This is a genomic window from Veillonella fallax (assembly GCF_020687175.1).
Classification (GTDB): domain Bacteria; phylum Bacillota; class Negativicutes; order Veillonellales; family Veillonellaceae; genus Veillonella; species Veillonella fallax.
In genome coordinates this window covers 19,758-46,688 of record NZ_JAJEQD010000015.1, presented here as the reverse complement: position 1 = coordinate 46,688, position 26,931 = coordinate 19,758, and the positions used below count along the sequence as shown (strand labels likewise).

Sequence of the window (26,931 nt, the reverse complement as noted above, 5' to 3'; positions counted from 1 at the left end):
GTGTCCTCCTATTTCACGATAAACGCCGTTGGGATCATGCGTTCCCCTAACAAATCGGCTGGTTTGTTCACTACTTTACCATTGAGATATAGTGTGGAACTAGAACCACCATCTAAATTCGCTGCAATATAGCAACCTTTTTCATATAGAATATCTTGTACGTCACGTAGTGTAGCGCCAAGAGAATAGCCTGGTTGACGACCATCGATTACGAGGAATAGTACGGTACCATCCTTCTTTTGACCGATAGCAGTACGTGGACCTACGCCCCAACCGCCATCGCCTTCGGTAATCATCTTCTTACCATCTACGATAAGAGGTGGCCCAAAGGTAATACCTTCCATGGCTTTCATATCACTAAGTTGTGTTTTATCGTAGTTACCTGCAATAAGGTTACCAGATTTAGAGAAGCCTACGAAGTCTACCGCCTCTTCAGGTCCTACATCTTTACCGATGACATATTCACCATCATGTAAAATAAAGCCATAAGGCAAACGGCCTGTACCAGTACCATTAGGATCGTGGAAACCGCCGCCATTGATAGCAGCTACCGCATTATTCATCTTCGCAATATTACTTGTAGTATCGCCTTTTTCTTGAATATTAGCAGCTGTACCGACTTCGATACGACGAGGATCTGGAATTTCAAGAATATAGCCTACATAGCGAGCAGACTGAATTTTTTCAAGGTTTAAACTCCTGTCTTCACGAGCATTAAACTTAAACAAATCTTGGCTTTTAACAACACCAACAGTGCCCAAAATAGATTGCAATTCATCTTCACTGAATAGCCATGTAATGTAATGAGGATGGCGAGATTGCAATATGGCACCAATAACGGCGCGCTTTACATTATTAAATGGTCCAAAGAGCACCACGAATGGTGAAGTTACAACGGTAAATAAGAACACCATGATGATGAACTTTACCCAATTCTTTTTGAACAATGTATTTCTCCTTATAAATCAGTGAAATGTTCAGTGCTAATGCGTTCTTCAAAATGTTTAATATCAACAGCATTACCAACCCAAACACGCAATATGTTATATGGATTATCACCTGTATGGGCCCAGCCAGATTTCATGGCCATGCTCATTTTGATACCTGCTTTCTTGGTAGCAACATCGGTGAATTCATTTTTATCTCCATAAGGATAGCAGAACCAAGGATTATCCTTGATGCCCACCTCTTTTGCAAGGGCTTCTTGAGCCTTTGTAATATTTTCAATTTGTTTAGCTTCAGACAATTGGCCCATTTCGATATGTTGGAATCCATGATTGGAAATGGTAATACCATTTTTATGCATTTCACGAATTTGATCCCAAGTTAACCGTGTACCTACATCGCCAGGATTGATAAACACAGTAGCTGCGAAACCATATTCTTTCATAATTGGATATACGATAGAATACGTATCTGCATAGCCGTCATCAAAGGTTAATACAACAGGTTTTTCAGGCACTGCTGCACCATTTACGACATAATCATATAGTTGATCCATCGTTAAAGGATTATAACCATTATCTTTGAGGAACTTCATTTGTTCTCTGAATAAATCCTCACGAATAACCGCATCATTATCTTTATCATCGCCAATTTTATGATACATAAGAACAGGAATACCTGATGGATGTACCATTTTGACTTCTTTTACAGGCGCCGTTGGACTAGGTGGTTCCGTTTTTTGTGAAAGCAATCCACATCCGGCTAAAACCACAGCCAATGCGACAACTAATAGTGTTACCAATGGAATCCGTTTCATAGGTCCTCCTCTATTAGAACACAATTATATACAGAATATTATAACATTTCTATGAAGATTAGTAAAAAACTAACGCTTTACTAGTACCTCATCAATCGATTTTCTAGGTCTAGGATACACAGGCTCATCTGGAATACCTATGGCAATGATAGCCTGTACATCTAGTGTTATCTAAATCCATTTTATCCATTCCCACAAAAGAATAGTATTTAAACTATTACCATTGTTATATTGTAATACGCTCAATAATGCTTTAATATTCTAATTATATACTATATAACGTAAACTATACTATTTTAATACACAGAGGATTTACCATGAAAAAACGTCTTACTCTCATACAAATGGATGTCCACGTAAACGACGTAGAATATAACTACAATCGAGTTCAAGAATTATTGAATCAGGCCCTATCTGAAAATCCAGATATTATCGTATTACCGGAAACCTGGAACACCGGCTTTTATCCATCTACAGAGTTAATCAATATCGCTGATAACAATGGGGAACGCACAAAAGCCTTATTAAGTGCATTTTCTAAAGAACATAATGTAAATATTGTAGGCGGATCTGTAGCAGTTGCAAAAGAAAATCTCGTATTTAATACATCCTATGTTTACAACCGAAGCGGTGAACTTGTAGGTGAATATTCTAAGATGCACGGCTTTAGCCCTGCTAAGGAAGACAAATACTTTGCTAGCGGTACTCATACTACGCATTTTGAACTAGACGGAATACCTTGTAGCACGGTCATCTGTTACGACATCCGTTTTCCTGAACTAGTAAGAATGGCGGCATTACCAGGCACAGAATTGTTATTTGTGCCTGCTCAATGGCCTACAATGCGTCTACGCCACTGGCAAGTACTCAATGAAGTGCGGGCTATTGAAAACCAACTCTTCGTCTGCGCCGTAAACGGCTGTGGCACAGTGGGCCGCGTCCAAAGCACAGGCCACTCTGCTGTATATGACCCATGGGGTACCAACCTACTCGAAATGGACACTAATGAAGGCATTGCTTCCGTAGACATCGACCTCGCTGTAGTCGAAGATATCCGTAACAAAATTAATATCTTTAGAGATCGCAAACCTGAACTCTATAACCTATAACAAAAAGGCACATTGCTTTGAACTACCTCCTCAAATTAGGAAGGTCATTCGATTAACAATGTGCCTTTTATTTTATTGAGCTGTATGTAAGAAATAGATGATTCATCCTTTAAAACTCAATAAGCTTCCACATATCCTCTGGAACTTGTTCTAGAGGTTTATTTTTAGCCATAGCGGCTTTTAGAATATCAATCGTATCTTGTACCTCTTGTTTATCCTTTGTATTTGGATCGTGTAGAACGACACGGTTCAAAGAGTCTTGTCCAAATTGTTTTAAATATTCTTTTTCTACTTGATTAAGTTCACGACGTAAGTATTTCATAGTATATCCTCTATTTGTAAATATCTTTTCGATATCCAACTTCTAACGCTAAAATAATACATCTATCATCATTAATATCAGCAATGACTCTATAATTACCAATGCGATAATGCCAAAGGCCAGGCTTATTACATGTCAATGATTTTCCTGAGTACCTAGGGTTTTCTACATTATCTACATTCTTGATAAGCCAATTAAAGAGATAACGTTGCGTTGATAATACATTGTATTACATAGGGAGGTTTTAGTCTATTCTTTAAACACACAAACAGTACTATTTTAATAAAATTTTATATTTCAGAAATTAGGCATACAAAAAAGGCACACCACCCTTCTCTCGTCTCTCAGCGGCATGCCTTTTTATGTATATAGTTACTCTCGAACTATATCGTATGTCAGTCTGGCTAACTCTCTCTAAGTCCCTTTAACGACACGCCAGTATGTCACCTTTAATATACAATTATAAAATAACTTTGTCAATATTTTAGAAAAATTTTATCTTTTTCTTTTTACTAATAAATACTTGCAAAATATTTATATAAATTGTATTATTAATAAATTTCATGACATAAACGCTTATTTTCGTACCATAAATCATTTACATAAATCATCTATAAGTGGTAGTATTAGCAGTGCACTAGAATTTGGTTATTAAGAAAGAAAGGTAATAATAATGTTTTCATTTCTACAACCAAAAGAGGCAAAATCATCTGTACCACAGAATATGATTATGAATCTATACTATAAATACAGATTCCAATCTTTAATCGGTATTTTCATTGGTTACGCAGCATACTATATTGTTCGTAACAACTTTGCCTTATCAACTCATTTTTTATCAGATATCTTACACATGAGCAAAACCGAAATCGGTTTGTTATCTAGTGGTATGCTTATCGCCTATGGTCTAAGTAAAGGCTTCATGAGTAGTCTTGCCGACAAAGCAAGCCCTGCAAAATTTATGGCTTTCGGCCTTATTTGCTGTGCAATTATCAACATTTTTATGAGCTTTGCCGACAGCCTCGCCTTCTTCTTAGTATTAGTAGTTCTTAATGGTTTCTTCCAAGGCTTTGGTGTAGGTCCATCCTTCATCACACTTGCTAAATGGTATCCAAAACAGGAACGTGGTCGCTTTGGGGCAATTTGGAATATCTCCCATAATCTTGGTGGTGGTATCGTAGCACCAATCGTAGCCGCTGCGCTATACTTCACTACTACCGATCACTGGCAATTAGGCAGCTATGGTATTCCTGCAATTATTGCAATTATAGTAGCTGTTATTATTTGCTTCTTGATTAAAGAAAGTCCTGAACGCGAAGGCTTGCCGCCAACTAGTGAAATCATTGCCGATACATCTCATAAAGCACATAGAAGTGCAGAAGCACCTCACCTAAGCACAAGACAAATCTTTGTACAATATGTATTAAAAAATAAAAATGCTTGGTATGTATCTCTAGTTGATACATTCGTTTACATGATTCGTTTTGGTATGCTTACATGGTTGCCGATTTACTTATTACAAGTAAAAGGCTTCTCTAAGGCTGAAATGTCCATCGCCTTTTTATTCTTTGAATGGGCAGCCATTCCTTCTACACTTTTTGCAGGTTACATTTCCGATAACTTCTTCAAAGGTTATCGTATGCCACCAGCAATCATTGCAGTAAGTATTATCTTCTTCTGTATCTTTGGCTATTGGCAAAGTGAATCCCTCTTATGGGTTACATTCTTTGCTGCTGTCGTAGGTTGCTTAATCTACATTCCTCAATTCTTAGCATCTGTACAAACTATGGATATTGTACCTCCATTCGCTGTAGGCTCTGCTGTTGGTCTTCGTGGCTTTATGAGTTACATCGTAGGTGCCAACCTTGGTACAACACTATTTGGTGTTTTAGCAGATAAATTCGGTTGGAATGCAGGTTTCTATCTCCTAATGGTAGCATGTATTCTTTGTATTACATTCTGTGTACTTGCCCACTTTGGTGCAAAAGAATTGGATGCTAAAGAAGCAGAACTCGAACAACTTCAACCAGCTGAAGCTAACAACTAAATTCTAGAGCAAACAAAAAGGTAGTAACAAAAAATTGTTACTACCTTTTATTATTTAATAAGTTCGCCAGAAACCAAATTATGGGGCCTATAAACCTCATTTTCTTAATGGTATCCATTTTATCTAGAATAGGCTTAGTTATCTCTGCATCACTTTCAATAGATACATATTCCTTATCAACATAAACCCCTTTTGAATACTCGGTCGTATGAACACCTTTTTCAACAATAAATATATGAGTACCATTAGCATCTTCATACTTTTCATAACGAACTACAGCCGCAATATCTATATCTATATCTATATCCCCTCTTGTACCTATAACCATCTGATAGCCACGATGTACTAAATTCATATCAGATGGCATCGCTTTACTGCACAACTTTGTAAACTGATATACGCCACGTTTTTTATTCCAACAGATCCAAAATTCAGCATTATTTTTATGCTTAACCAGCTTATACTTATACCAAATTGCCCCATGAGTATCAATGTAACGAATTTTGCCTAGGATTGTATATAAATCATTTCGGATTCGCAGCGTCTCGCCATAGTTAAATTTCATAAAATTCTCTCATACTAAAATCAATATATTATTAATTACTATGATTGTACATATAATATAAAATTCTGCCAATACAGATATAGCAAAAAGCCTCACATAAGACTATGTCGGTTCTAAAAGGATGTGGGGGGATTGTTTTTAATACTATTATAGTATAAATATTCTATAAAGCGACTCCCCAATTATGTATTATCCATTTATTAGAGTATTTATTTTGTTATGAATTAGCTTCCTCTTCACCATATAGCCTTTCCATTCCTTGCCTTGTTACAAGCCACATTTTCCCAGACTTTCTAAACTCACCTTCCTTAAATCCATTCTTTACTCGGCCTCTACAATTCTGTTTCAATGCATCAGCCGTAACATTCCATCGTTCTGCAGCTTCTTGTGTTGTCATTACATCCTCTAATTTCATTTCAGCACTCCTAATATTACTAATAAATTATAAACGGATAATATAAGGGCAATAATACTAATTATTAAAGTTAATCTTGAAATCATATGCTCTCCTTTGGTATAATACTAAGGAAGATTGGAGCTCTTTCGAGCCCCTGTGGTTTGTGGTTACTGATTTAATAACTGTATTATCGCTATTGCTAGTTGGATAAACGCGGTTATTAACGGTAGCCACTTTTTTATTTTCTTCCTTTTCAATGGTTTCACCTTCTTACACTCTTTATACCCTATATTGTGTACAAAAAACAACTGTTTATTTTAATTTTTACAAACAAAAAACCACCGCATCATATGCAGTGGCCTATTATAACCCTCATATAAAAGAGGCAAATATTTATTTTTTTAAGGGGCAGAAAAGGGGCAAATTATCGTTACAATACGTTACGATTTGTTACATCCTCCCTTTCCAAATAGCTATATAACTTCTATGTCCGTTATCGTTTGTTACAGTTCGTTACAATCTGTTAATTAGCTTATAGAAATGGTGCGGTTGGAGGGACTTGAACCCTCACGAGCGTACGCTCACCACCCCCTCAAGATGGCGTGTCTGCCATTCCACCACAACCGCATGGAATACAAATGGTGCCTCAGGACAGAATCGAACTGTCGACACACGGATTTTCAGTCCGTTGCTCTACCAACTGAGCTACCGAGGCACGTTTTTTGTAAAAAAAAAATGGCGACCCCGATCAGATTTGAACTGACGATCTTCGCCGTGACAGGGCGACATGTTAACCGCTACACCACGGGGCCGCGTATCAACTCTCGTTGACTACTCGTATATATTAACATGAGGTAACCTACTAATGCAAGTACTTTTTTCTAATTTTTTGATGAATTTTTCCAAAATATATGAAATTAGGAATTATCTATTAAAAATCTCAAATATTAGCCATTTATATTTAGTATGCTTGAATATACTACAAATTATACCTATAATTACAGAAATCAAAGCGCCTGTAAAGCGGATACTTTTTCTGATTTGTGACTATCTAAAAAACCAGCTTAAGGATAATAATAAAATTGGCACCTAAATTTCTTTAACGAAAACTAGGTACCAATTTTAACATAATTATATAAAATTGTTTATTATGGTATTTTTACAAGTATGATACAAATTACAAATGATCCCAAGGACCATCACGCAAGTCTTGTTCCCAATAATACTCAACCTTCATATCACCACGTTTGACCTTATCGAATACCTTAGAACGTGCAGTGTTTATCACATTTTCACTATGCTTACCACCGAAGTACGCATATCGAGATTTACCCAATGTGTACATAACTGATACATAAGGTTCTACAGAACTAATATTACTTTTACCAATTCCTAGATCTACAGAAATATGAGGCGTCACATTCATTTTAGCGCCTACCTTTAATCCATGTATAGATTGCCACTTATGTTGGTCAATATAGTACATCTCTTCTGGATGTTCTCCTGGCGCTTTTGTTTTCCAATGATATCCTTCCACATAACTAGATAGCCAACGAGCATTCTTATAATCGCGTGTATACCGTATATCAAAGCCGTCCAATACATGTTCATAAGAATATCGAGGTGTTTTTCGAATACCATCAGGCGGTGAACTTAAGCTATCATGGAAATCTATTGCCCGTGGTACTTGACGTAAAGACATACTAACGTGATAAGGACCCACCGTTTTTTCTGATAGCCCATGGTATACATTGACACTAATCGTATTTAGACCAGCTACATATTCTAATCCTGCACTAACACGAGAAAGTTTATCCTTAAATGCATAGTCATAGAATACATTGGCGCCGAAGTAGGCATGCTCATGTGTACTAAGGCGACGATAGCCAACACCAGCAGTACCGACAACACCAAGCGTATCATGTTTTACTACTTCACCTTTATCAATATAGGTACCTTGACCGTCAATTCTTCCAAAATCTGAATCCGAACCATTCCAATATGTAGTAGTGGAAACTTTTTCGCCACCATTACCATCTAATCGTCCTTGTACAAACACCATGGATTTGCCATCTTTACCATATTGTTTTATGGGTTGTAACGTCTCTATAAAATACTGTGTATTCACTTTCTGCTTAGAGTTATGATTACGATAATGGAATCGTGTATCATAGCTTAGATTATTATCAGTTATTTGTTTATTAGGCATTGCATAATCATGATAGGAATCTTCCTGGCTTCCTTTAAAACCAATACCAATATCAGTACGATCCATCCAGCTTGATTGAACTTTTTCTCCATTATCTTTATCTGCTGCTAATGCGCATGTAGCAAAACTACATGTCAATGCTGTACATACTAAAGATTTAATAATAACCTTTTTACTAAACATACTCTCCCCTTCTTTATATGGAATTTTTATGAAAGATACTTTTATTATATATTCTTTAATTAGCTAAAGCAATAATATATCCTATCCACTTTATAGCATATATATTTTCTATAGTTTATTAGTACATATATTTGAAGGTTCTACTGTTTTAAATAGTACTAATTAATAGTTATAGTGAATCGTCTTTGACTATGATAAAATAAATATATATTATATAAATAATAAGAATGTAATATAAAATACTTTGGAGCAATACAATGAAATCAAAATCACTTATAACCATCTTAATTATTGCTATTGTAGGTGCGTTAGCAGCAGCATGGTATTTCATGTGGTACATTCCCCACACACCAGCCTATACGCTGAAAATTATTCATCAAGCTGTTCAAGATAAAGATGCCGATGAAGCTTTACGCCACATAGATACAAAATCTATTGTAAAAAATATCTTAGAGCGGGAAGGCAATAAATATATAGATACATCTAATCCATTTGGTAAAGCAACTATTGCAGCAGCTAAGACATTTGGTCCATCTTTAATCGAAGATGTGATGCGAAAATATATCGAAGATCCAGATAGCTTTAAATCTCAGCCATCTTCAACAGATTCTACTAATACGGCTCAAAACGATGACAATATGTCCATGGTCGACCGTCTTGTAGATGGCCGCCTCTTCAAGGAGCATGATGTAGAGGTTAAAAACATCAAATCTGAAGATGATGGAGATACGGCTACCGTAACCGTAACAATACAAAACAACAAAAAGAATATGACAAAGGATATACGAGTTTTGATGCGTCATTTAGGTGATGGCACATGGGTTATTTATGATATTCCAGATATAGAAGACTTATATACAGTAACTCGTAAATAGCTAGTAACAAGCAATAAGCAATAAATAATTATTAACTTATACAGAACCTAAAAAGGACAGTAGATACTAACATAGTATTTACTGTCCTTTTATCATTATCTATTACCTATTACGTATTACGTACTAGTTATTAGTTATTTGTTATTATCTATTACCGATCAAAGTCCACAATGGCTAATGTTACGGTCACTTGAGAGATGAGTCGTTCTGCATCGTCCTTCATATCAAAGCGCCATACATGTGAGGTCTTCCCTTTTACCAATAGTGTACCATGGGCCGTTAAAGAGCCTTCACATCGTACAGGACGCAAGTGATTAGCTGTAATAGATTGACCTACGCCAAATTTATCAGCACCAATGAATTCGTTACTCATCATTCCAGCTGCAATTTCTGCAAAGGCTAAAGTCGCTCCTCCATTTAGGTAACCTTGCGGTTGCTTATGAAAGTCACCTAAATTCATTTTTGCCACACATGTAGTTTCACTTGTCATATGAGGCTTTTCAATTTGTAAAGATTCAATCAAATTCATAGTGTTCGTTTCTCCACGCAATACGCTTCTAATCTATCATCAAAAACAGTTACACCCAGCCCATCACCATCAGGCACATGCATAACACCATCTTTAAATGTTAAGTCAGGATAGATCAAGTCACGTTCAAAGTATCTATTAGAATCCGATAAGTCTCCTGCCATATAGGAATCCCCTAGTGCAGCGAGTTGAGCATGGAGCATTTTAGAAACTCCAGACTCCACCATGCTACCAATCCAATACGGAATATGACTTTCTCTACAAAGATTAATAGCTGCCTTCGTTGGCACAAGACCGCCCATGCGCCCTACTTTTATATTAAGAACGTCAATTAGGCCATATTCAATAGCATAGGACAAATCATCATAGCCTAATATAGATTCATCTAAACAGATAGGTGTTTCGATGTTCCAATCATCCTTGTTAAGACGTTCCCACTTCCAGTCTTTATAGGATTGGAGCGTCGTCATAGCAAAAGGCTCTTCTATGCAGGCTAGTTTCAAATCATTAAATTGACGAACCTTGTCAATATCGTCATAGGAATAGCTTTGGTTCGCATCAGCAGCTAAAACTAAATTGGGATACTGTTTGCGGACGAGAGATACTCGTTCATAGCCATCTGTAGGATTCACCTTTAACTTAATGCGCTTACAACCATTTGCCACATGAGCTTCTACGGTATCTAACAATTGTTCCATCGGTACATCACCTATGACAACGCCACTTTCAATGGTATCTTGTAAGGGCTGTCCCATAATATAGGAAACAGAGTTGACGCCAAGTCTCTCACAATGAAGATTGATAAGGGTATTTTCTACAGCAGCAATGGTCATAGGCATATTATCTCGATTTAACCAGAATTGTAGCTGCCGTACATAGGTCATAAGCGGTTTAGGCCGCATCAAGCGGAGATTAAATATATAATCATCCACCAATTTTTTCCAACATGTATCTACGGTTTCCGCCGTATAGAATGGGTCTGTGAAAGCCACACATTCCCCATAGCCAACATAACCTTGTTGGTCCTCAATGCGGATTACAATGGTTTCTCGTTCTTTTACCTCACCCTTAGCGGTTTTAAAATTAAACTTCATCGGTAGTTTAAGGCGATATGTAGTTATACTTTTAAAATTTAAAATATCATTCATAGACGCCTCAATCTTCTAAATGAAGTTCATTACGCACAATTTTACCGGTGCCATTACGAGGCAATGCAGGTAAAATTTTTACATATTTAGGAATTTTATACTTTGCCAAGGAAGAAGTCATAAAGGATAGAATCTCATCGGCCGACATACTTTCACCATCATGAAAGGCTACAAATAGCGCTGGTACCTGCCCCCATTTAGGATCAGATACAGGTATAACGGTACACTCCTTCACTACTGGCAATGTATAGACTAGGTCCTCTAGCTCCTTGGGGTAAATATTTTCTCCACCAGATATGATAAGGTCTTTACGGCGATTCAGAATATATACAAAGTCATCTTCATCAACATAGCCAATATCATCTGTATTAAGATCACCGTTGATAGGTTCCTTGTCGATATACCCAGTCATAACCATAGGCCCCGTCAAATGGATTTCCCCTACTCCGTCCGCATCAGGATTATCAATGCGAATCTGCATACCAGGTAATGGTTTACCTACAGAATCTCGTTTATGAGGGTAGTCTAATACGGAGAAGGTCACGCTTTGACTAAAGGTTTCCGTCATGCCATAGGTCTTATAAATTGGCAATGATTTCTTCTCACAAGCATCGATTAAGGCCATCGGAATAAACTCGCCACCTAGCAGAATCACTCGTAATGTATGATGTGTAATCTTCGGTTCTAATTGAGTCAAAATAGTAGGCACGAGAGACATCATATTGATTTTCTCGGTTTCAATGAGTTCTAAAACCTTTGCCTCATCGTATTTAGGCAATATAGTGATAGCCGTTCCATTATAAAGTGATCGCATCAAAATAGATAATCCACTTACATGGAACAACGGTAATACCATAAGCCAATTATCTTGTTCGGTTTTACCTAGCACCTCTTGAGACGCTTGTACATGAGCTCTAATTTGCCCCCATCGAAGTGGTACTGATTTAAACTGACCTGTTGTAGCGCTAGTGTTCATAATGGCCGCAATGTCTGCATCATTAAAGTTCCAATCGAAAGTATCCTCTAAACTGAGATTAGACAGAATGGATTCTAGCGGTTCAAACTCAATGGCACGTAGTGAACTAGGCAGTTGATTACGTCGTTCTTTACTATGTAATACGGTAGTAATACCTAATTGTTTCAATTGGTTTTCTATCTCATTGGACTTAAGATGTACATTCAGCAGCAATACCTCTTTATGAGCTAGCATAGCTGCCAGTACATAGATTGCCATAGTAACAGAGTTGTCCGATAAAATGGCCACACGGGAGCTTTCAAGAGGTAGCAATTCACTAGCCACATGAAGCACACCGCCATATATATCGTTATAGGTATATTCATTTATACATATGCGATTAGGATACTGCTGTGCACCATAGCGTAACCATTCCATCGTCTCACCTCGTATCTAAAGATAATGTCTTATGATTAATAATTAATAACCACAGATATTACAAGAAAGGCGCCTCATATAGAGGCGCACTTGTCGTTTTTACAATACATCCCATTCCTAATAATGGACTCGTAATACGTTCCTATTAAGGGAATTTAGGGAATTGTTTGAAGTTCGGTTTACGTTTTTCTTTGAATGCGTCACGACCTTCTTTTGCTTCATCGATTGTGTAGTACATCAATGTAGCGTCGCCTGCAAATTGTTGTAAGCCTGCAAGACCGTCAGTATCGGCGTTGAAGGCACCTTTCAACATGCGCAATGCCATTGGGGACAATTCAAGAATTTCGTTACACCATTGAACTGTTTCTTCTTCCAATTTGTCGAATGGTACAACACAGTTAACCATACCCATTTCATAGGCTTGAGCAGCTGTGTATTGACGGCAAAGGAACCATACTTCACGAGCGCGTTTATGACCGATCATGCGAGCCAAGTAACCTGCACCGTAACCAGCATCGAAGGAACCTACGCGAGGACCTGTTTGACCAAATTTAGCATTTTCAGAAGCGATAGTAAGGTCACACACGATGTGCAATACATGACCACCACCGATAGCAAAGCCATTAACCATAGCAATTACAGGTTTTGGGATAACGCGAATCAAACGTTGTAAATCAAGCACGTTCAAGCGAGGTACATTATCTTCACCTACATAGCCACCATGACCGCGTACGCTTTGGTCACCACCGGAGCAGAATGCTTCTTTATCTTCACCTTGACCGTGGTTTGCACCAGTCAATACGATTACGCCTACTTCGTTATCTTCACGAGCTACTGTGAAAGCATCGATTAACTCCATAACAGTTTTAGGACGGAATGCGTTACGTACCTGTGGGCGATTAATAGTAATCTTTGCAATGCCATTATATGTTTCGTAAATTACATCTTCATAATTACGATCCAATACTTTCCAATCAAATTTGCTCATGGACTTAACCTTTCTTGTGTAAAAAATCTAATACCGCTCGTTCAAACATTTGCGGTTTTTCTATATGTACATTATGTCCCGCCCCTTCGACGACGACATATTTAAAGTTTGGCAACTTGCCAAATACATCTCTTCCTATTGTAGTATATTTTGTATCTAATGCGCCACTCACATATAGGCCTTTACATGATAATTTTTCTAACTGATCACCGACATAGGTCATAACACCTTGGCCGGACCCACGAAGGGTACATGCTAATGCGAATGGGCTATTATGGGCACGACGTAAATGAATTAATTCAGCGACCGCTGGTAAAAGCTGCTTTTGACTTTCAAAAATAGGCGCCTCCGCCCAACGGGAAGCAAACCAAGAACCATCGTTATGTTCGATTTGGTGAGCTAATTCTTCATCGGCCTTGCGTCGTTCTGCTCGTTCAGCCTCCGAAGCAATCCCCACAGAACCACTTTCAAGGATAAGCCCTTGAATTTCGCTATCATACTGTAAGGCATAGGAAAGCGCTATACGGGCCCCCATGGAGTAGCCCATGAGATAATATCTATCACCTACCATATGATAAATAACGGTATGTAAATCCTCTATCATTTTAGGGATTGTATAGGCCTCATCCTCTTCAGGAATATCAGAATCACCATGACCAATCAAATCGATACGGATTAAACGATAGCCTGGTAGGTTAATGGAGTCCCAAGTATAACTAGATTCCGAAAATCCATGAAAACACACAATAGGCTCACCATCGCCTACTACAGTCAAGCCATAGCGATAATCACCCAAATCAAAGTACATACGCTGCGCTGGATTGCATAAAGCATTATCTACAATACTGCAAAAATACTGACTCATAGTAATGCCTCCATATCAACTGAAACCTTTGTATACTTCTTATGCAATTCTCTGCTATATTCCCTATTTGTAGGAATTTCAATGATATGAACGCCTGATTCTGAGCTAATTTTATCTAGTACAGAACCCAATTCATCAGGGCTGAAGATTTTAGTATAGCCACAACCATAGAGTTTGGCAGCCCCACTGTAATCTAAACCTTGTGATGTAGAGAACAAGTAGTCAAAATGCTTTGTCCCCTTTTGAGGTAAGTATTCAAAAATACCGCCGCCATCATTATTATGCAAAATAATAGTTAAGTTTAAATTATGGGTTTTCGCTACCGCCAAGCCATTCAAATCATGGAACAAGGATAAATCCCCTGTTACTAAATACGTAGGTTTACCATTTGCTGCTAGTCCTAGAGCCGTAGAAATAGTGCCATCAATACCATTGACACCTCGATTACCGTAAAGAACCACCTTAGATTCTCCACTGAACCAGAAGTAATCAAAATCGCGAATCGTCATACTATTGGCAACAAAAACTTGTCCATCTTCAGGGATGTGATCTTGTAACTCACGTATGGTTCGGCCTTCAAAGCAATGAGGCTCATCGATAGCTGTACTTAGTTGCTTCTTGCCCTCTTGTTCCAACCGTTGCCATATGTTTAAGTACGTATCAGAGCTATTATTTTTGCCATATAAATTTGTAAATACATCAATGCTAGCTTGCATTTGTATCGTAGTTTTACCTGTTGGGTTCATGGAGTCCATGGTAGGATTTACCTCAATATACTCCACATCAGTCCAGCTAGCAATCATCTGTTGTACACGTTTAGATACAACGATTTGACCAAACTGAATTACACAATCTGGTTTCAACTCATGCCAAAGAGCTTGCCCTGCCAATAATGCATCATACGTAGAGATAACAACATTATTAGTATCAATCCCCTCTTTATTGCTTTGATTATCCGCCGAGTTATAACGTCGTCTTACATTAGACAAGGGGTCAGCCAAAATAGGGGCTTGTAAAGCCTCCCCAAAGGAACGAATCGTATTAGCTTCATCTATATCGATCTGTGGGCCTGCTAGGATAAGGATACGCTCATATCTTTCAAGTAAATCATCAATCTCGTTTGTACCATCATTTCCATGCGCAATATCAATTGCATTATTAATATGAGGTAACTTATTTCTATTATCACAGCCAAACACACTACTATAGTTTGGTTTAACCACTTTAAAGGAACTGCGACCAGCCTCAAAATGGTTACGGCTCAATTCTGGCACCAATGGTTCAAAGAGAGGCACATTAATATGTACTGGCCCTTTTTTCGTATCCATCGCTTTCATATACGCTTTACGAGCCACTTGGCGAGGATATGTATAGTAATGAGATTCTTGAGGCACTGCTAATTCTTCATAGTAGTTTACAGCAGTACCAAAGATTTTGTGTTGATCTACAGTCTGAGGAGCCCCTACATGCAATAATGTATGAGGTCTATCAGCAGATAGTACAATGAGCGGTACCCCGCTATATTGAGCTTCCAAAACAGCTGGCAAATAATGGGCCACAGCAGAACCGGAAGTACATACGAGTACAGTTGGTTCCTTATGAGCCTTTGCAATGCCAAGAGCCATAAAACTAGCAGAGCGCTCATCTATATTCATATAGGTTTCAAATCCTTCATACTCCTTGAACAGCATGGCCATCGTCGTAGAACGAGAACCAGGGCTAAACACCGCATGACGGACGCCGAGTTGGTAGAACTCATCTACCAAGGCAGCAATATATTCATTCATTATATTCCCTTTCAAACACCCCTAGAGGTACGGAAACAATTATAAAGCATCAAGAATGGTGCGCATTTTATTATTAGTTTCAGCGTATTCTTCATCCGCATCAGAATCAGCTACAACGCCACATCCTGCATAGGCATACAATACATTATCCATGATAAGAGCAGATCGAATAGCAACCACAACGATGCCGTCCCCCATATCCTTCATAAAGCCAAAAGGTGCTGCGTACATACCGCGCTCATGGGATTCATACTCTTGTAATAAGGCTAGCGCCTTTTCTCGAGGTTCACCACCAAGGGCCGGTGTAGGGTGTAACAATTTGGCCCATTCCACAAGAGATTTTGTACTATCCTTTGCGGTAATTATGGTACGCAAATGATAGAGGTGAGACAACTCCATAATGCCGGTTTCCCCCACCGTAACATCTGGCGTAATTTGTTTCATCGTATTTACGATACGGTCACGAACAATATTATGTTCAACGATATTTTTTGTATTAGTTAGTAATTGCTCCTTCGTCCACCCGTTAGGACCATCCTTTGGGGCTGTTCCAGCTAGTGCATAGCTAAGTATTTCACTGCCACGATGGCGGACTAAAATTTCTGGCGATGCCCCTACAAAGGTACGCCCATCCTTTTCATAGCCAAAGATAAAACAATTCGGATTATTATCGACTAAATTAGCTAAGATACTTGCCACATTGTATGGTGTTTCACTAGTAAATTCTACCTCACGAGAAGAGACGACCTTAGTCATCGCACCGCTGCTTATGCCATCGGCAATAGCATTCATCAAACGGTCCCAATCCGCCTTATCATCACTGGTTTCCTTGTAGTTGTGATGAACTCGAGGCACCTTATAATTCTCAATGGATACACTTTCACCAGCATGTAGATAGAAGGACTCTCCATTTTCTACGATGTAATAATGGGTAAAAGCAATCATTTCATGACCCATATTAGACCATTTAGGGTCTTTTACAGTATCAAAAAAAGTATCCCCATAAAATACATAAGCATAATTATGGCGATCCTCATCATCTTTAACCGTCGCTAGACGTTTAGCGCCCACAACGATGCGGTCACTTTGGCGATCCACCCAAAACACGCGTTCTTCATTGGGGAAATTCATCCAAAATGATACCGGACTATTCAGTTTTAACGGTTCTTTGTTATATTTCATAGTTGTATGTCGCTATACGAAAAATAGACTATAGTAAAAACACCTAATATGTAGAAGATGCACTTCTACATATTAGGCGCCATCAATAGATTTCAAAATGTTGAGATGAGCCTAACGCCATCACACGTCGATGGGCCCTCTTTATATCTACATTATTATAACATAGGTAACCATTAAAAGGTAGAAAATAAAAACCTCTACACCACATGCGCTATGCATAAATGTAGAGGTTTTTATATTTTTGAAATGCTATTGTACTATTTAAATACATGTTTACATGATTTAAAAGACCTTTAGTTTATTTGAAAGCTTTCGCCCCAATATCTGTACGATATTGCATGCCCTCAAAATTGATGTGTTCTATACGTCCATAAGCTCTATCGAGCGCTGTTCTAAGGTCTTTACCAAGGCCCACAACGCCAAGCACGCGGCCGCCATTTGTGACATACTCTTCCCCAACAAGTTTCGTGCCAGAGTGGAATACGATGGTTGTATCATGTTGTTTAATATCACCGCGAATCACATCACCCTTGGAGGATGTTTCAGGATATCCTTTAGAAGCAAGAATGACACAAGCAGCAGAGGAATCTTTCCATTTCACCATATCAGCTGTTAAATTGCCGGTGGCACAAGCCATCATGATTTGCCCTAAATCGCTATCAAGTAATGGCAATACAACTTGTGTTTCTGGATCGCCAAAGCGTGCATTAAATTCTACAACCTTAGGACCTTGAGGCGTAATCATAAGGCCTGCATAGAGGCAACCTACATAAGGCATGCCCTCTTTTTGCATGGCTGCCACCATAGGTTCTAAGATTGTTTTCATCGCTTCATCACGCAATGCATCTGTAAGCACTGGCGCTGGTGCATAGGTGCCCATACCGCCAGTATTAGGACCTTTATCACCATCAAAGATGCGTTTATGATCTTGAGACGCAATCATAGGCACCACAGTCTTGCCATCTACAAAGGCAAGTAAGCTCGCTTCTTCGCCTTCCATGAATTCTTCGATAACAACGGTGCTGCCTGCGTCACCAAAACGATTACCGCTAAGCATGTCTTCTACAGCTGCATTAGCTTCTTCCACGGTCATTGCTACTACAACGCCCTTACCGGCCGCCAAACCGTCAGCTTTCACCACGATAGGAGCACCTGTTTGAGCGATAAATTCTTTTGCTTCATCTACCTTATGAAACACACCATAGGCAGCCGTTGGAATGTTGTGTTTTTTCATAAGGTCTTTGGCAAATACCTTTGAGCCCTCTAGTTGAGCAGCTGCTTTAGATGGGCCAAACACAGGAATGCCTGCCTTATTGAGTACATCTGCTAGTCCTACTACAAGGGGAGCCTCTGGACCAACAACGACTAAATCGACGTGGTTATCTTTCAAAAAACGAATTAAATGATCGCTTTGCTGCCAATCAATGCCGACTAGCTCTGCACAATCTGACATAGCCGCACTGCCAGGAATGGCATATACCTTTGTTACGCTAGGGCTGATGGACAATCGCCATGCCAATGCATGTTCGCGGCCGCCGTTACCGATTACACATACTTTCATAAGTCCTCCATCGGCGCCTAAACGCCATCAAGTTCATAGTAGAAGAAATAGTTAGTAATTGTGCTTAACTATAAGCTAAATATCTCAACCGATTAATGTTTAAAGTGGCGAATGCTTGTAAACACCATAGCAATGCCTGCTTCATCAGCAGCTTTGATGGATTCTTCATCGCGAATGGATCCACCTGGTTGGATAATAGCTGCAATACCATGTTTTGCCGCTGTTTCTACAGTATCACCGAATGGAAAGAATGCATCAGATGCTAATACAGCGCCTTTTGCAGATTCACCAGCTTGTTCAAGAGCAATCTTTGCAGAACCAACGCGGTTCATTTGACCAGCCCCAACACCGAGTGTACGTTTTTCGTTAGAAATCAAAATGGCATTGGATTTTACGTGTTTTACAAGCTTCCAAGCAAATTCAAGGGCTTTCCATTGTTCCTCTGTTGGTTGTACCTTTGTAACCACTTTATAGTGAGCGCGGTCTTCTAGGATATCATCCTCTGTTTGCACCAATAGACCACCAGAGACTTTTTTTACTGTTACTTGGCCAGACTCAGGTTTAGATAACTCGATAAGGCGAATATTCTTCTTCGCTTCAAGAATGTGTAATGCTTCTTTTGTGAAAGCAGGTGCCATAATAACTTCTAAGAAAATTTTGCTCATTTCTCCTGCAGTAGCAGCATCGACTTCACGGTTTAAAGCCACGATACCACCAAAGGCAGATACGGAGTCTGCTTCGTACGCATTTACATAAGCATCATGCAATGTAGCTGCTGTAGCTGCACCACATGGGTTTGTATGCTTAATAATACATGCTGCAGGCTCTGTAAACTCCCACACCATATTCCAAGCTGCTTCCATATCTACGATATTATTATAAGAAAGCTCTTTACCATGAAGTTGTTTCAAAGCACCCATGCCATGGGTTTTACCGATTTCTTTGTAGAATGCCGCTTTTTGATGCGGATTTTCCCCATAGCGAAGGTCTGTTACCTTGTCATAAGCACTTAAATATTCTGGAGGTGTAGGACCTTCATTTAAGATACCACTCATGTAGTTAGCAATAGCTACGTCATAAGCTGCCGTATGAGCAAAGGCTTCTTTCGCTAGACCAAAGCGATATTCCTTAGTCAATTCACCATGTTCTTTAAGCATCGTTAAGATTTCATCGTAGTGATTTGGATTTACTACAATGCCTACATACGCATGGTTCTTCGCAGCAGAACGCACCATGGTAGGACCGCCGATATCGATATTTTCAATGGCTTCCTCTAAGGATACATTTGGTTTTGCAATGGTTTCACGGAATGGATAGAGATTGACAACCACAAGGTCGATTGGTTCAATACCATGATCTGCCATAGCTTTTTGATGTTCCCCGTTATCACGGATTGCCAAAATACCACCATGAACCTTTGGATGTAATGTCTTTACACGGCCGTCCATCATTTCAGGAAAACCAGTCAAAGATTCTACGGCTTTTGCTGCAATGCCCGCATCAGTTATGGCCTTAAGAGTACCACCTGTGGAATAAATGGTTACACCTAATTCAACTAATCCCTTTGCAAAGTCTACAATACCTGTTTTATCAGAAACACTAAGTAATGCATTTTTAATCATGTAACGTCTTCCTTTGCTTACACATCAATCTTCAATATATACAATACGACCTTTTATAGTGAGCTTATCCTCACAAAATAGTCGCAACGCCTCTTTATATGTTTTATGCTCAATAGGTAATAATCTATCACTTAAAGTATCCTCTGTATCATCGGGTAGTACAGGCACCGTATTCTGCATAATGATTGGGCCCGTATCCATTCCTGCATCAACAAAGTGTACCGTACAGCCCGTAATCTTTACGCCTCCGTCAATGGCTTGTTGATGACCATGAAGGCCCGGGAATGACGGCAATAATGCAGGATGAATATTTAAAATCTTATGCTCATACCGTTCAATGAGCTTAGTCCCAACTATGCGCATATAACCTGCCAATACGATACCGTCGACCTTATAAGGCTCTAAGGCATCTAGCTGAGCCTGTTCAAAGCTAACTTTAGAATCATAATCGCTACGGTCGATAACAATAAGTGGAACATTCCAAGATTTGGAGCGTTCTACAATCCCTGCATCGCCATGATCTGTAATAATTACAACGAATTCACCATTAATATAGCCTTCTTGCATGGCCTTATACAGTGCTTCCCCATTAGAACCACGCCCACTGCCAAAGAGGGCTAATCGCTTTTTAGAATTACACATCGAACTCAGCCCCTTTAAGGACAACAGGACCATCACCGTCTACGATGCGGCCAATTTCATATACAGCTTCACCACGACTGCCCAGATTTTCTTTAACCTTTTCTACATCGTTTTGGTCAACAATGAGAATCATACCGATACCCATGTTGAAAGTACGGTACATTTCAGGCCATGCTACATTGCCCCATTCTTGTAGTTTCGTAAATACAGGAAGTCGTGGCCATGTTGTAACGTCTACCTCTGCAGTCACACCCTTTGGCAATACGCGTGGAATGTTTTCATAGAACCCACCGCCTGTAATATGAACCATACCCTTTACAAGTTCTTGTTCAATGAGTGGTAATACCGCTTTTGGATATAAACGTGTAGGTGTCAATAATTCTTCGCCTAAGGTTTTACCAAATTCTGGAATTTCTGTATCAATAGATAATTGTTTGTGATCGAATACGATTTTACGAACCAAGGAAAAACCATTGGAATGAACGCCAGAAGATGGCAAACCTAAAATGACATCGCCCGCTTTAATACTTTCACCAGTAATCAATTTAGGACGATCTACGATACCAACGGCAAAACCAGCCACATCGTAGTCATCATTATCGTAAAAGCCTGCCATTTCAGCAGTTTCGCCGCCCAGTAAAGCACAGCCAGACTCTTCACAAGCCTCTGCCACACCGCGCACGATATCTGCTACTTTTAGAGGATCAAGTTTACCAACTGCAATGTAGTCGAGGAAGAATAAAGGTGTAGCACCTTGTACGAGAATATCGTTAACACTCATAGCTACGCAATCTTGGCCAATGGTATCATGTTTATCCATCATGATAGCAAGGCGTAATTTTGTGCCTACCCCATCTGTGCCAGATACGAGCATAGGGTCAGACATGGAGTGACCAGCCAAGGAATAGAGACCGCCAAAACCACCTAAATCACCTACAACACCAGGTGTATAGGTGCGTTTCACGGATTCTTTCATCAATTCTACAGCGCGATTACCTGCATCGATATCAACGCCTGCATCGCGATAGGTTAAACTAGTTTTATTCGAGCACATATTTGACCCCTTCCTCTTGTTCCGCAGGAACCTCTACACTGTAATCACCATTAAAGCAAGCAAAACATAAGTCATTAGGCGCTATATCAGATACAGCGCGACATAAGCCTTCTCGAGATAAATAATGTAATTTATCAGCATGAATATAGTCTTTGATTTCATCTACTGTATGTGTAGCAGCAATGAGTTCTTTACGCACTGAAGTATCAATGCCATAGTGACAAGAATACTCAATGGATGGAGAGCTAACGCACATGTACACCTCTTTGGCACCCGCTTCTTTTAGCATCTTAACGATGATGCCACTCGTAGTACCACGTACGATAGAGTCATCGATGAGCACAATCCGTTTACCACTTACCACATGCGGTAGTGGGTTCAATTTCATACGCACAGCTAAATCCCGTTCCTCTTGATTTGGCTTAATAAAGGTGCGACCACTATAGCGGTTTTTCACTAACCCTTCTGCAAAAGGAATGCCCGATGCACGAGCATAACCTAGTGCAGCTGTAGTGCCCGAGTCAGGAATAGCCATGACAATATCTGCATCGTATTTCGTTTCGTTATATAGCTCACGTCCCATATTGAGGCGAGATTGATAAACCGATTGACCATCAATATGACTATCGCCGCGGGCAAAATAGATATATTCAAAAACACAAAGTTTCTTATCGATTTTTTCTGGTTCTGAATAGATAACGCTACGCACACCTGAATCATCGATGATTACCATTTCACCTGGATCTATGTGACGAATGAACTCGGCTTTAATAGCATCTAATGCACAGCTTTCACTAGAGAGAACATAACCATTTTCAGTTTTCCCTAAGCACAGAGGTCTAAAACCTTGTGGGTCGCGTACACCTACCAAGGAGTCATTTGTGGTAATAACAAGAGAAAAGGCCCCTTCAATTTGACGCGCCGCATCAGCAATGCGTTCCGCTTGTGTCTCAGCTTTAGAACGAGCAATGAGGTTTACGATAACCTCAGAGTCCATAGTCGTTTGGAAAATGGAACCGTCCGCTTCAAGGCGTTTGCGAATAGCTAAGGCATTCGTTAAATTCCCATTATGAGCTACCGCAATTTGACCACCTTGATAGTGAATTACCAACGGTTGAATATTGCGCGGATTATTGGAACCTGTTGTAGAGTACCGCACATGACCAGTCCCCATATGGCTTGGTAAGGATGGCAATTCTTTAATGGCCTCAGTCAACAAGCCCATACCTTTTTTTAGTTCTACATCATGACCATCTGTAACGGCAATGCCCGCGCTTTCTTGGCCACGGTGTTGGAGTGCAAATAGCCCCCAATATACATAGCGTGCTACATCAACGGTTCTATCATAGACACCGAATACACCACACTCTTCATGCCATTTATCAAAAACAGGATCGTAGTTCATTGTGCCCCCTTAGGCGCGTTCGCCAGTAAGACGGAATAACATTTCCTTGTACGCTTCTTCAATATTGCCAAGATCGCGACGGAAGCGGTCTTTGTCGAGCTTTTCACCTGTTGTAGCATCCCAGAAACGGCATGTATCAGGAGAGATTTCGTCGCCTAATAATACTTCACCATTGTGAGTACCAAATTCTAATTTAAAGTCAACAAGGGTTACATTTTTTGTAGCCAAGAATTTTTTCAAAATATCATTTACTTTTAAAGTGATTGTAGAAATTACATCAAGTTGTTCTTGCGTAGCCCAGCCAAGTGCTGTGATTTGGGATTCGTTGGCAAATGGATCGCCTAATTCATCATTTTTGTAACAGAATTCAAGGATTGGATGTTTAAGAGGAGTACCTTCTTCAATACCAAAGCGTTTAGCCATGGAGCCAGCTGCAATGTTACGAACAATAACTTCTAAAGGAATGATATCCAAAGTAAGTACTGTTTGATTGCGATCATCTTCGCGACGAACAAAGTGAGTTGGTACGCCTTCCTTTTTCAACAATTCAAAGAAGAAAGAAGAAATCTTATTATTCAATACGCCTTTGCCAAGGATAGTATCATGTTTTTCGCCATTGAATGCAGTAGCATCATCTTTGTAATGAACGATGTACTCATCTTTGTTATCTGTTTGATATACTTGTTTTGCTTTACCTTCGTACAATAATGTTAATTTTTCCAAGTCGATGTTAGCCATGATGTGTCTCCTTTATCATAAATGAATGATACAAACTATATATGGATATGTAATAAAAGAATTAAGCTTACTTTATGAGCAATGTAATCTGTAACGAGTTATATGATTATATTTTAATAGCGCCTTGTAGCTCTGCATTATCTGCTAGGACTTTTTCGGCCATATCTTTACGATACTGTACATATTGTTCTTTCAATTCTTTGTTGAAAGCTGCTCCAATTTGTACGGCAAATAGTGCTGCATTTTTGGCTCCGTCAACAGCCATTGTCGCTACTGGCATACCAGATGGCATTTGAACAATAGCAAGCAAGGAATCGATACCTTTTAAGGCCGTTGCATTAAGAGGAATACCTATAACAGGTAATGTGGTAAAGCTAGCGACTACGCCAGGTAGATGAGCTGCTGCACCAGCACCAGCGATAAATGCGATAGCCCCTTCATCTTCAAGTCTTGTAACAAATTCTTTTACAGCTTCAGGTGTACGGTGAGCTGAAGCAATTACCATTTCATAAGGAATGTTGAATTCATCAAGTATGGCAGATGCCTTTTTCATTGTGTCTAGGTCAGACTTGCTGCCCATAATAATACCGACCTTCATAGATCCTCCTAATAAAAAAGCCCAGCCGAAATAGACTGGGAAAAATGCGCACAAATAGCCTCCGTAGACTTGCGTTGAGTTTGTTGATTTGCATAGTTCACGGTGCTACCTCCTTCTTGTACACAAATTGTAACACCTAACATTTACAAAATCAACATTATTTTCGAATATTTTTTAATTAATTATTTTTATTATTCGTTATATTCCGAACTTTTCGAAAGAATTAAATTCAATTATATCGACGTTATTCAAAATGTATGATTAAAAATATATACTCATTTTTACAAAACTATATATACTGTTAAACTCAGGTCTTTCAAAGTATTAATGTATATTTTACCAAAAACAAAAAGAGGACATCCCACCTTTAGAGATAGGATACCCTCTTTCAATTAATTTCCGAACATTACGGCCCTTAATCTGTATTTGTTATTAATTAATGTGTGCCACTTTCAAAAGCAGCTTTCAACTCGCCTACAGCTTCAGGGACATAGTCTACGATAGAAGACATCAATGCATACATTAATGCAGGTTCAAACGCATCGTCACCACACATGTATACACAGTCTAAATATAGACTGGAATCTTGTTCATCAATATATAGTTTATAGTTTTTGTATGTCGCATTGTCGCGGTTGATCAACGCATTCAAGGCATTCATATTTTGTGCGGTTACCTTTTCAGGGCCTAACACCAAACGAATAACACTGTAAATACTGTTATCAAGAATAACAAATAACGGCATATCCCACAATGGGGATTTAATGTAAGAACGGTATACAACAGTACCGTCCTCATCCTCAAAATCCTTACGTTCAAAGGATGTGATTTCTTCGTCTTTTAAAAACTTATCAAATAATAATGCTTTAGGATTCATAACAACCTCTATTTAGCTAAACCAGCTACTTTAAGAATGCCTTTATGTACAGCATCTAAATGTGGTTGAACGACTTCAAGCAATAAATTAACTACTACTGTAGGATCAAATTGCTCAGTCAAACCAGGAACAGACACATCCATATAGATGTTATTGTCTTCATTGCTCACATAGTATTTAGATACTTTATAATCTTGATTCAATGTGTTAAGTTCTTTCAACACAGCAGGAATCACTTTTTCATCAATAGATGTTGTTGTGATAGCAATACGTGCATAGGAGAATGCAGAATCATCCACAACGATGAATACAGGCAAGCTATGCTCATGAACATCCAAACGGCCGTGGTAAACGACTGTATGAAGGTCATCTGTCATTTCTTCCTTTGTAAACCAAGAGTTACCGCCTTTATTTAAGTCAGCAACGAGTAAGTCAAATTTTTCTGCTTTTTGATTCATAATTCCCTCTACAAATAATCAGACTATTAGTCTTCGATAAATACACAACCATTGTCTTTAAATTCTTTAATACGAACTAAAGACTCAACACGATACCCTGCATTTTCAAGGCGTTCACGACCAGGTTGGAAGGATTTTTCGATAGCGATCGCCATACCAACCACTTCATCACCAGCGTCTTCCACCAATTTAGCAAGGCCCATAGCAGCCTCACCAGATGCCAAGAAGTCATCGATGATCAACACTTTTTCACCGGCTGGCAAGAATTTTTTAGAAATAGTAATATCGTAGTTTTCCTCTTTTGTATAAGAGTACACAACACTATGATATACATCATCTACCATAAGAATAGATTTTTTCTTACGCGCAAATACTAATGGCACATCAAGTTCAAGAGCAGCCATCAACGCCAATGCAATGCCAGATGCTTCAATAGTAACAATACGTTGTACACCTGCATCACGGTAACGATCGGCGATTTCTTTACCGATTGCTTTAAACAATTGTGGATCGATTTGATGATTCAAGAAACCATCGACTTTTAGCACGCGATTATTGAGGACAATCCCCTCTTCACGAATGCGTTGTTTTAATAATTCCATGTGCTCTTACCTC

Annotated in this window: 26 protein-coding genes, 3 tRNA genes and 1 pseudogene; 3 read left to right on the top strand and 27 right to left on the bottom strand. The window is 39.1% G+C overall.

Annotated features, from left to right (window positions below; genetic code table 11):
* Window positions 1-8: 8 nt before the first annotated feature.
* Both LKD20_RS07675 and LKD20_RS07670 read right to left on the bottom strand, forming a co-directional pair.
* Entirely contained in the window at window positions 9-947 is a 939-nt protein-coding gene (locus LKD20_RS07675; RefSeq protein ID WP_227721365.1) for a phosphodiester glycosidase family protein, read from the bottom strand.
* An 11-nt stretch (window positions 948-958) separates the two neighbouring features.
* On the bottom strand, window positions 959-1,762 hold the full coding sequence (locus LKD20_RS07670; RefSeq protein ID WP_227721364.1) for a polysaccharide deacetylase family protein: 804 nt from the start codon (window positions 1,760-1,762) through the stop codon (window positions 959-961).
* Between the two features lie 317 nt (window positions 1,763-2,079).
* Here LKD20_RS07670 and LKD20_RS07665 point away from each other — a divergent pair, with 317 nt between their 5' ends.
* The gene (locus LKD20_RS07665) at window positions 2,080-2,871 is read left to right on the top strand and encodes a carbon-nitrogen family hydrolase (protein WP_227721363.1); all 792 of its coding nucleotides are present in this window, start codon (window positions 2,080-2,082) and stop codon (window positions 2,869-2,871) included.
* A 109-nt stretch (window positions 2,872-2,980) separates the two neighbouring features.
* On the opposite strand, the gene LKD20_RS07660 is transcribed toward LKD20_RS07665, so the two are convergent.
* Complete coding sequence (locus LKD20_RS07660; protein ID WP_227721362.1) at window positions 2,981-3,193, bottom strand: hypothetical protein; 213 nt, start codon at window positions 3,191-3,193, stop codon at window positions 2,981-2,983.
* 10 nt (window positions 3,194-3,203) lie between these two features.
* Window positions 3,204-3,389 (bottom strand): annotated as a pseudogene (locus tag LKD20_RS07655) (type II toxin-antitoxin system RelE family toxin); the annotation flags it as partial.
* Window positions 3,390-3,866: 477 nt separating this feature from the next.
* Between LKD20_RS07655 and pgtP the strand changes: the two are divergent.
* On the top strand, window positions 3,867-5,240 hold the full coding sequence (gene pgtP / locus LKD20_RS07650) for a phosphoglycerate transporter PgtP (protein ID WP_304951789.1): 1,374 nt from the start codon (window positions 3,867-3,869) through the stop codon (window positions 5,238-5,240).
* 40 nt (window positions 5,241-5,280) lie between these two features.
* Here pgtP and LKD20_RS07645 read toward each other — a convergent pair whose 3' ends face one another.
* The 6 genes from LKD20_RS07645 to LKD20_RS07620 form a co-directional block, all read right to left on the bottom strand.
* Window positions 5,281-5,805 (bottom strand): hypothetical protein, encoded by a 525-nt coding sequence (locus tag LKD20_RS07645; protein WP_227721361.1) that lies wholly within the window; start codon window positions 5,803-5,805, stop codon window positions 5,281-5,283.
* 217 nt (window positions 5,806-6,022) lie between these two features.
* Entirely contained in the window at window positions 6,023-6,220 is a 198-nt protein-coding gene (locus LKD20_RS07640) for a helix-turn-helix domain-containing protein (RefSeq protein WP_227721360.1), read from the bottom strand.
* Window positions 6,221-6,743: 523 nt separating this feature from the next.
* A tRNA-Leu gene (locus LKD20_RS07635) sits at window positions 6,744-6,829 on the bottom strand.
* Window positions 6,830-6,841: 12 nt separating this feature from the next.
* Window positions 6,842-6,917, bottom strand: a tRNA-Phe gene (locus LKD20_RS07630).
* Window positions 6,918-6,938: 21 nt separating this feature from the next.
* Window positions 6,939-7,014, bottom strand: a tRNA-Asp gene (locus tag LKD20_RS07625).
* A 365-nt stretch (window positions 7,015-7,379) separates the two neighbouring features.
* On the bottom strand, window positions 7,380-8,594 hold the full coding sequence (locus LKD20_RS07620) for an inverse autotransporter beta domain-containing protein (protein WP_227721359.1): 1,215 nt from the start codon (window positions 8,592-8,594) through the stop codon (window positions 7,380-7,382).
* Between the two features lie 257 nt (window positions 8,595-8,851).
* On the opposite strand from LKD20_RS07620, the gene LKD20_RS07615 reads away from it, so the two are divergent.
* Window positions 8,852-9,469, top strand: coding sequence for a DUF2939 domain-containing protein (locus tag LKD20_RS07615; RefSeq protein ID WP_227721358.1), 618 nt, complete (start codon window positions 8,852-8,854; stop codon window positions 9,467-9,469).
* 151 nt (window positions 9,470-9,620) lie between these two features.
* Here the strand turns inward: LKD20_RS07615 and LKD20_RS07610 are convergent, their stop codons facing one another.
* From LKD20_RS07610 to LKD20_RS07530, 17 genes are all read right to left on the bottom strand, one after another.
* A complete protein-coding gene (locus LKD20_RS07610) occupies window positions 9,621-9,998 on the bottom strand; it encodes a PaaI family thioesterase (RefSeq protein WP_227721357.1) in 378 nt (125 codons plus the stop codon).
* Window positions 9,995-11,146, bottom strand: a complete 1,152-nt coding sequence (gene menC, locus LKD20_RS07605; protein WP_227721356.1) for an o-succinylbenzoate synthase — start codon at window positions 11,144-11,146, stop codon at window positions 9,995-9,997. Before menC ends, LKD20_RS07610 begins: the two co-directional genes overlap by 4 nt.
* A 7-nt stretch (window positions 11,147-11,153) precedes the next feature.
* Window positions 11,154-12,539 (bottom strand): o-succinylbenzoate--CoA ligase, encoded by a 1,386-nt coding sequence (gene menE / locus LKD20_RS07600; RefSeq protein ID WP_227721355.1) that lies wholly within the window; start codon window positions 12,537-12,539, stop codon window positions 11,154-11,156.
* 145 nt (window positions 12,540-12,684) lie between these two features.
* A complete protein-coding gene (gene menB, locus LKD20_RS07595; RefSeq protein WP_005387880.1) occupies window positions 12,685-13,527 on the bottom strand; it encodes a 1,4-dihydroxy-2-naphthoyl-CoA synthase in 843 nt (280 codons plus the stop codon).
* Between the two features lie 4 nt (window positions 13,528-13,531).
* Entirely contained in the window at window positions 13,532-14,392 is an 861-nt protein-coding gene (gene menH, locus LKD20_RS07590) for a 2-succinyl-6-hydroxy-2,4-cyclohexadiene-1-carboxylate synthase (RefSeq protein ID WP_227721354.1), read from the bottom strand.
* Window positions 14,389-16,179, bottom strand: a complete 1,791-nt coding sequence (gene menD, locus LKD20_RS07585; RefSeq protein WP_227721353.1) for a 2-succinyl-5-enolpyruvyl-6-hydroxy-3-cyclohexene-1-carboxylic-acid synthase — start codon at window positions 16,177-16,179, stop codon at window positions 14,389-14,391. Before menD ends, menH begins: the two co-directional genes overlap by 4 nt.
* 39 nt (window positions 16,180-16,218) lie before the next feature.
* Window positions 16,219-17,361 carry an isochorismate synthase gene (locus tag LKD20_RS07580; RefSeq protein WP_227721352.1) on the bottom strand — a complete coding sequence of 381 codons (1,143 nt, stop codon included), beginning with the start codon at window positions 17,359-17,361 and terminating at the stop codon, window positions 16,219-16,221.
* 298 nt (window positions 17,362-17,659) lie between these two features.
* A complete protein-coding gene (purD, locus tag LKD20_RS07575; protein WP_227721351.1) occupies window positions 17,660-18,922 on the bottom strand; it encodes a phosphoribosylamine--glycine ligase in 1,263 nt (420 codons plus the stop codon).
* Between the two features lie 92 nt (window positions 18,923-19,014).
* The gene (purH, locus tag LKD20_RS07570) at window positions 19,015-20,544 is read right to left on the bottom strand and encodes a bifunctional phosphoribosylaminoimidazolecarboxamide formyltransferase/IMP cyclohydrolase (RefSeq protein ID WP_227721350.1); all 1,530 of its coding nucleotides are present in this window, start codon (window positions 20,542-20,544) and stop codon (window positions 19,015-19,017) included.
* Between the two features lie 24 nt (window positions 20,545-20,568).
* Entirely contained in the window at window positions 20,569-21,186 is a 618-nt protein-coding gene (purN, locus tag LKD20_RS07565) for a phosphoribosylglycinamide formyltransferase (protein ID WP_227721349.1), read from the bottom strand.
* A complete protein-coding gene (purM, locus tag LKD20_RS07560) occupies window positions 21,179-22,240 on the bottom strand; it encodes a phosphoribosylformylglycinamidine cyclo-ligase (RefSeq protein WP_227721348.1) in 1,062 nt (353 codons plus the stop codon). Before purM ends, purN begins: the two co-directional genes overlap by 8 nt.
* Window positions 22,227-23,645 (bottom strand): amidophosphoribosyltransferase, encoded by a 1,419-nt coding sequence (gene purF, locus LKD20_RS07555; protein WP_227721347.1) that lies wholly within the window; start codon window positions 23,643-23,645, stop codon window positions 22,227-22,229. The genes purM and purF overlap by 14 nt, the downstream gene beginning before the upstream one ends.
* A 9-nt stretch (window positions 23,646-23,654) precedes the next feature.
* The gene (purC, locus tag LKD20_RS07550) at window positions 23,655-24,383 is read right to left on the bottom strand and encodes a phosphoribosylaminoimidazolesuccinocarboxamide synthase (RefSeq protein ID WP_005387863.1); all 729 of its coding nucleotides are present in this window, start codon (window positions 24,381-24,383) and stop codon (window positions 23,655-23,657) included.
* 106 nt (window positions 24,384-24,489) lie between these two features.
* Entirely contained in the window at window positions 24,490-24,981 is a 492-nt protein-coding gene (gene purE / locus LKD20_RS07545) for a 5-(carboxyamino)imidazole ribonucleotide mutase (RefSeq protein WP_227721346.1), read from the bottom strand.
* A 436-nt stretch (window positions 24,982-25,417) separates the two neighbouring features.
* Complete coding sequence (locus LKD20_RS07540) at window positions 25,418-25,858, bottom strand: hypothetical protein (protein WP_227721345.1); 441 nt, start codon at window positions 25,856-25,858, stop codon at window positions 25,418-25,420.
* Window positions 25,859-25,866: 8 nt separating this feature from the next.
* Window positions 25,867-26,316, bottom strand: a complete 450-nt coding sequence (locus tag LKD20_RS07535; protein ID WP_005387851.1) for a hypothetical protein — start codon at window positions 26,314-26,316, stop codon at window positions 25,867-25,869.
* Between the two features lie 26 nt (window positions 26,317-26,342).
* A complete protein-coding gene (locus LKD20_RS07530; RefSeq protein ID WP_005387850.1) occupies window positions 26,343-26,918 on the bottom strand; it encodes a xanthine phosphoribosyltransferase in 576 nt (191 codons plus the stop codon).
* Window positions 26,919-26,931: the final 13 nt, after the last annotated feature.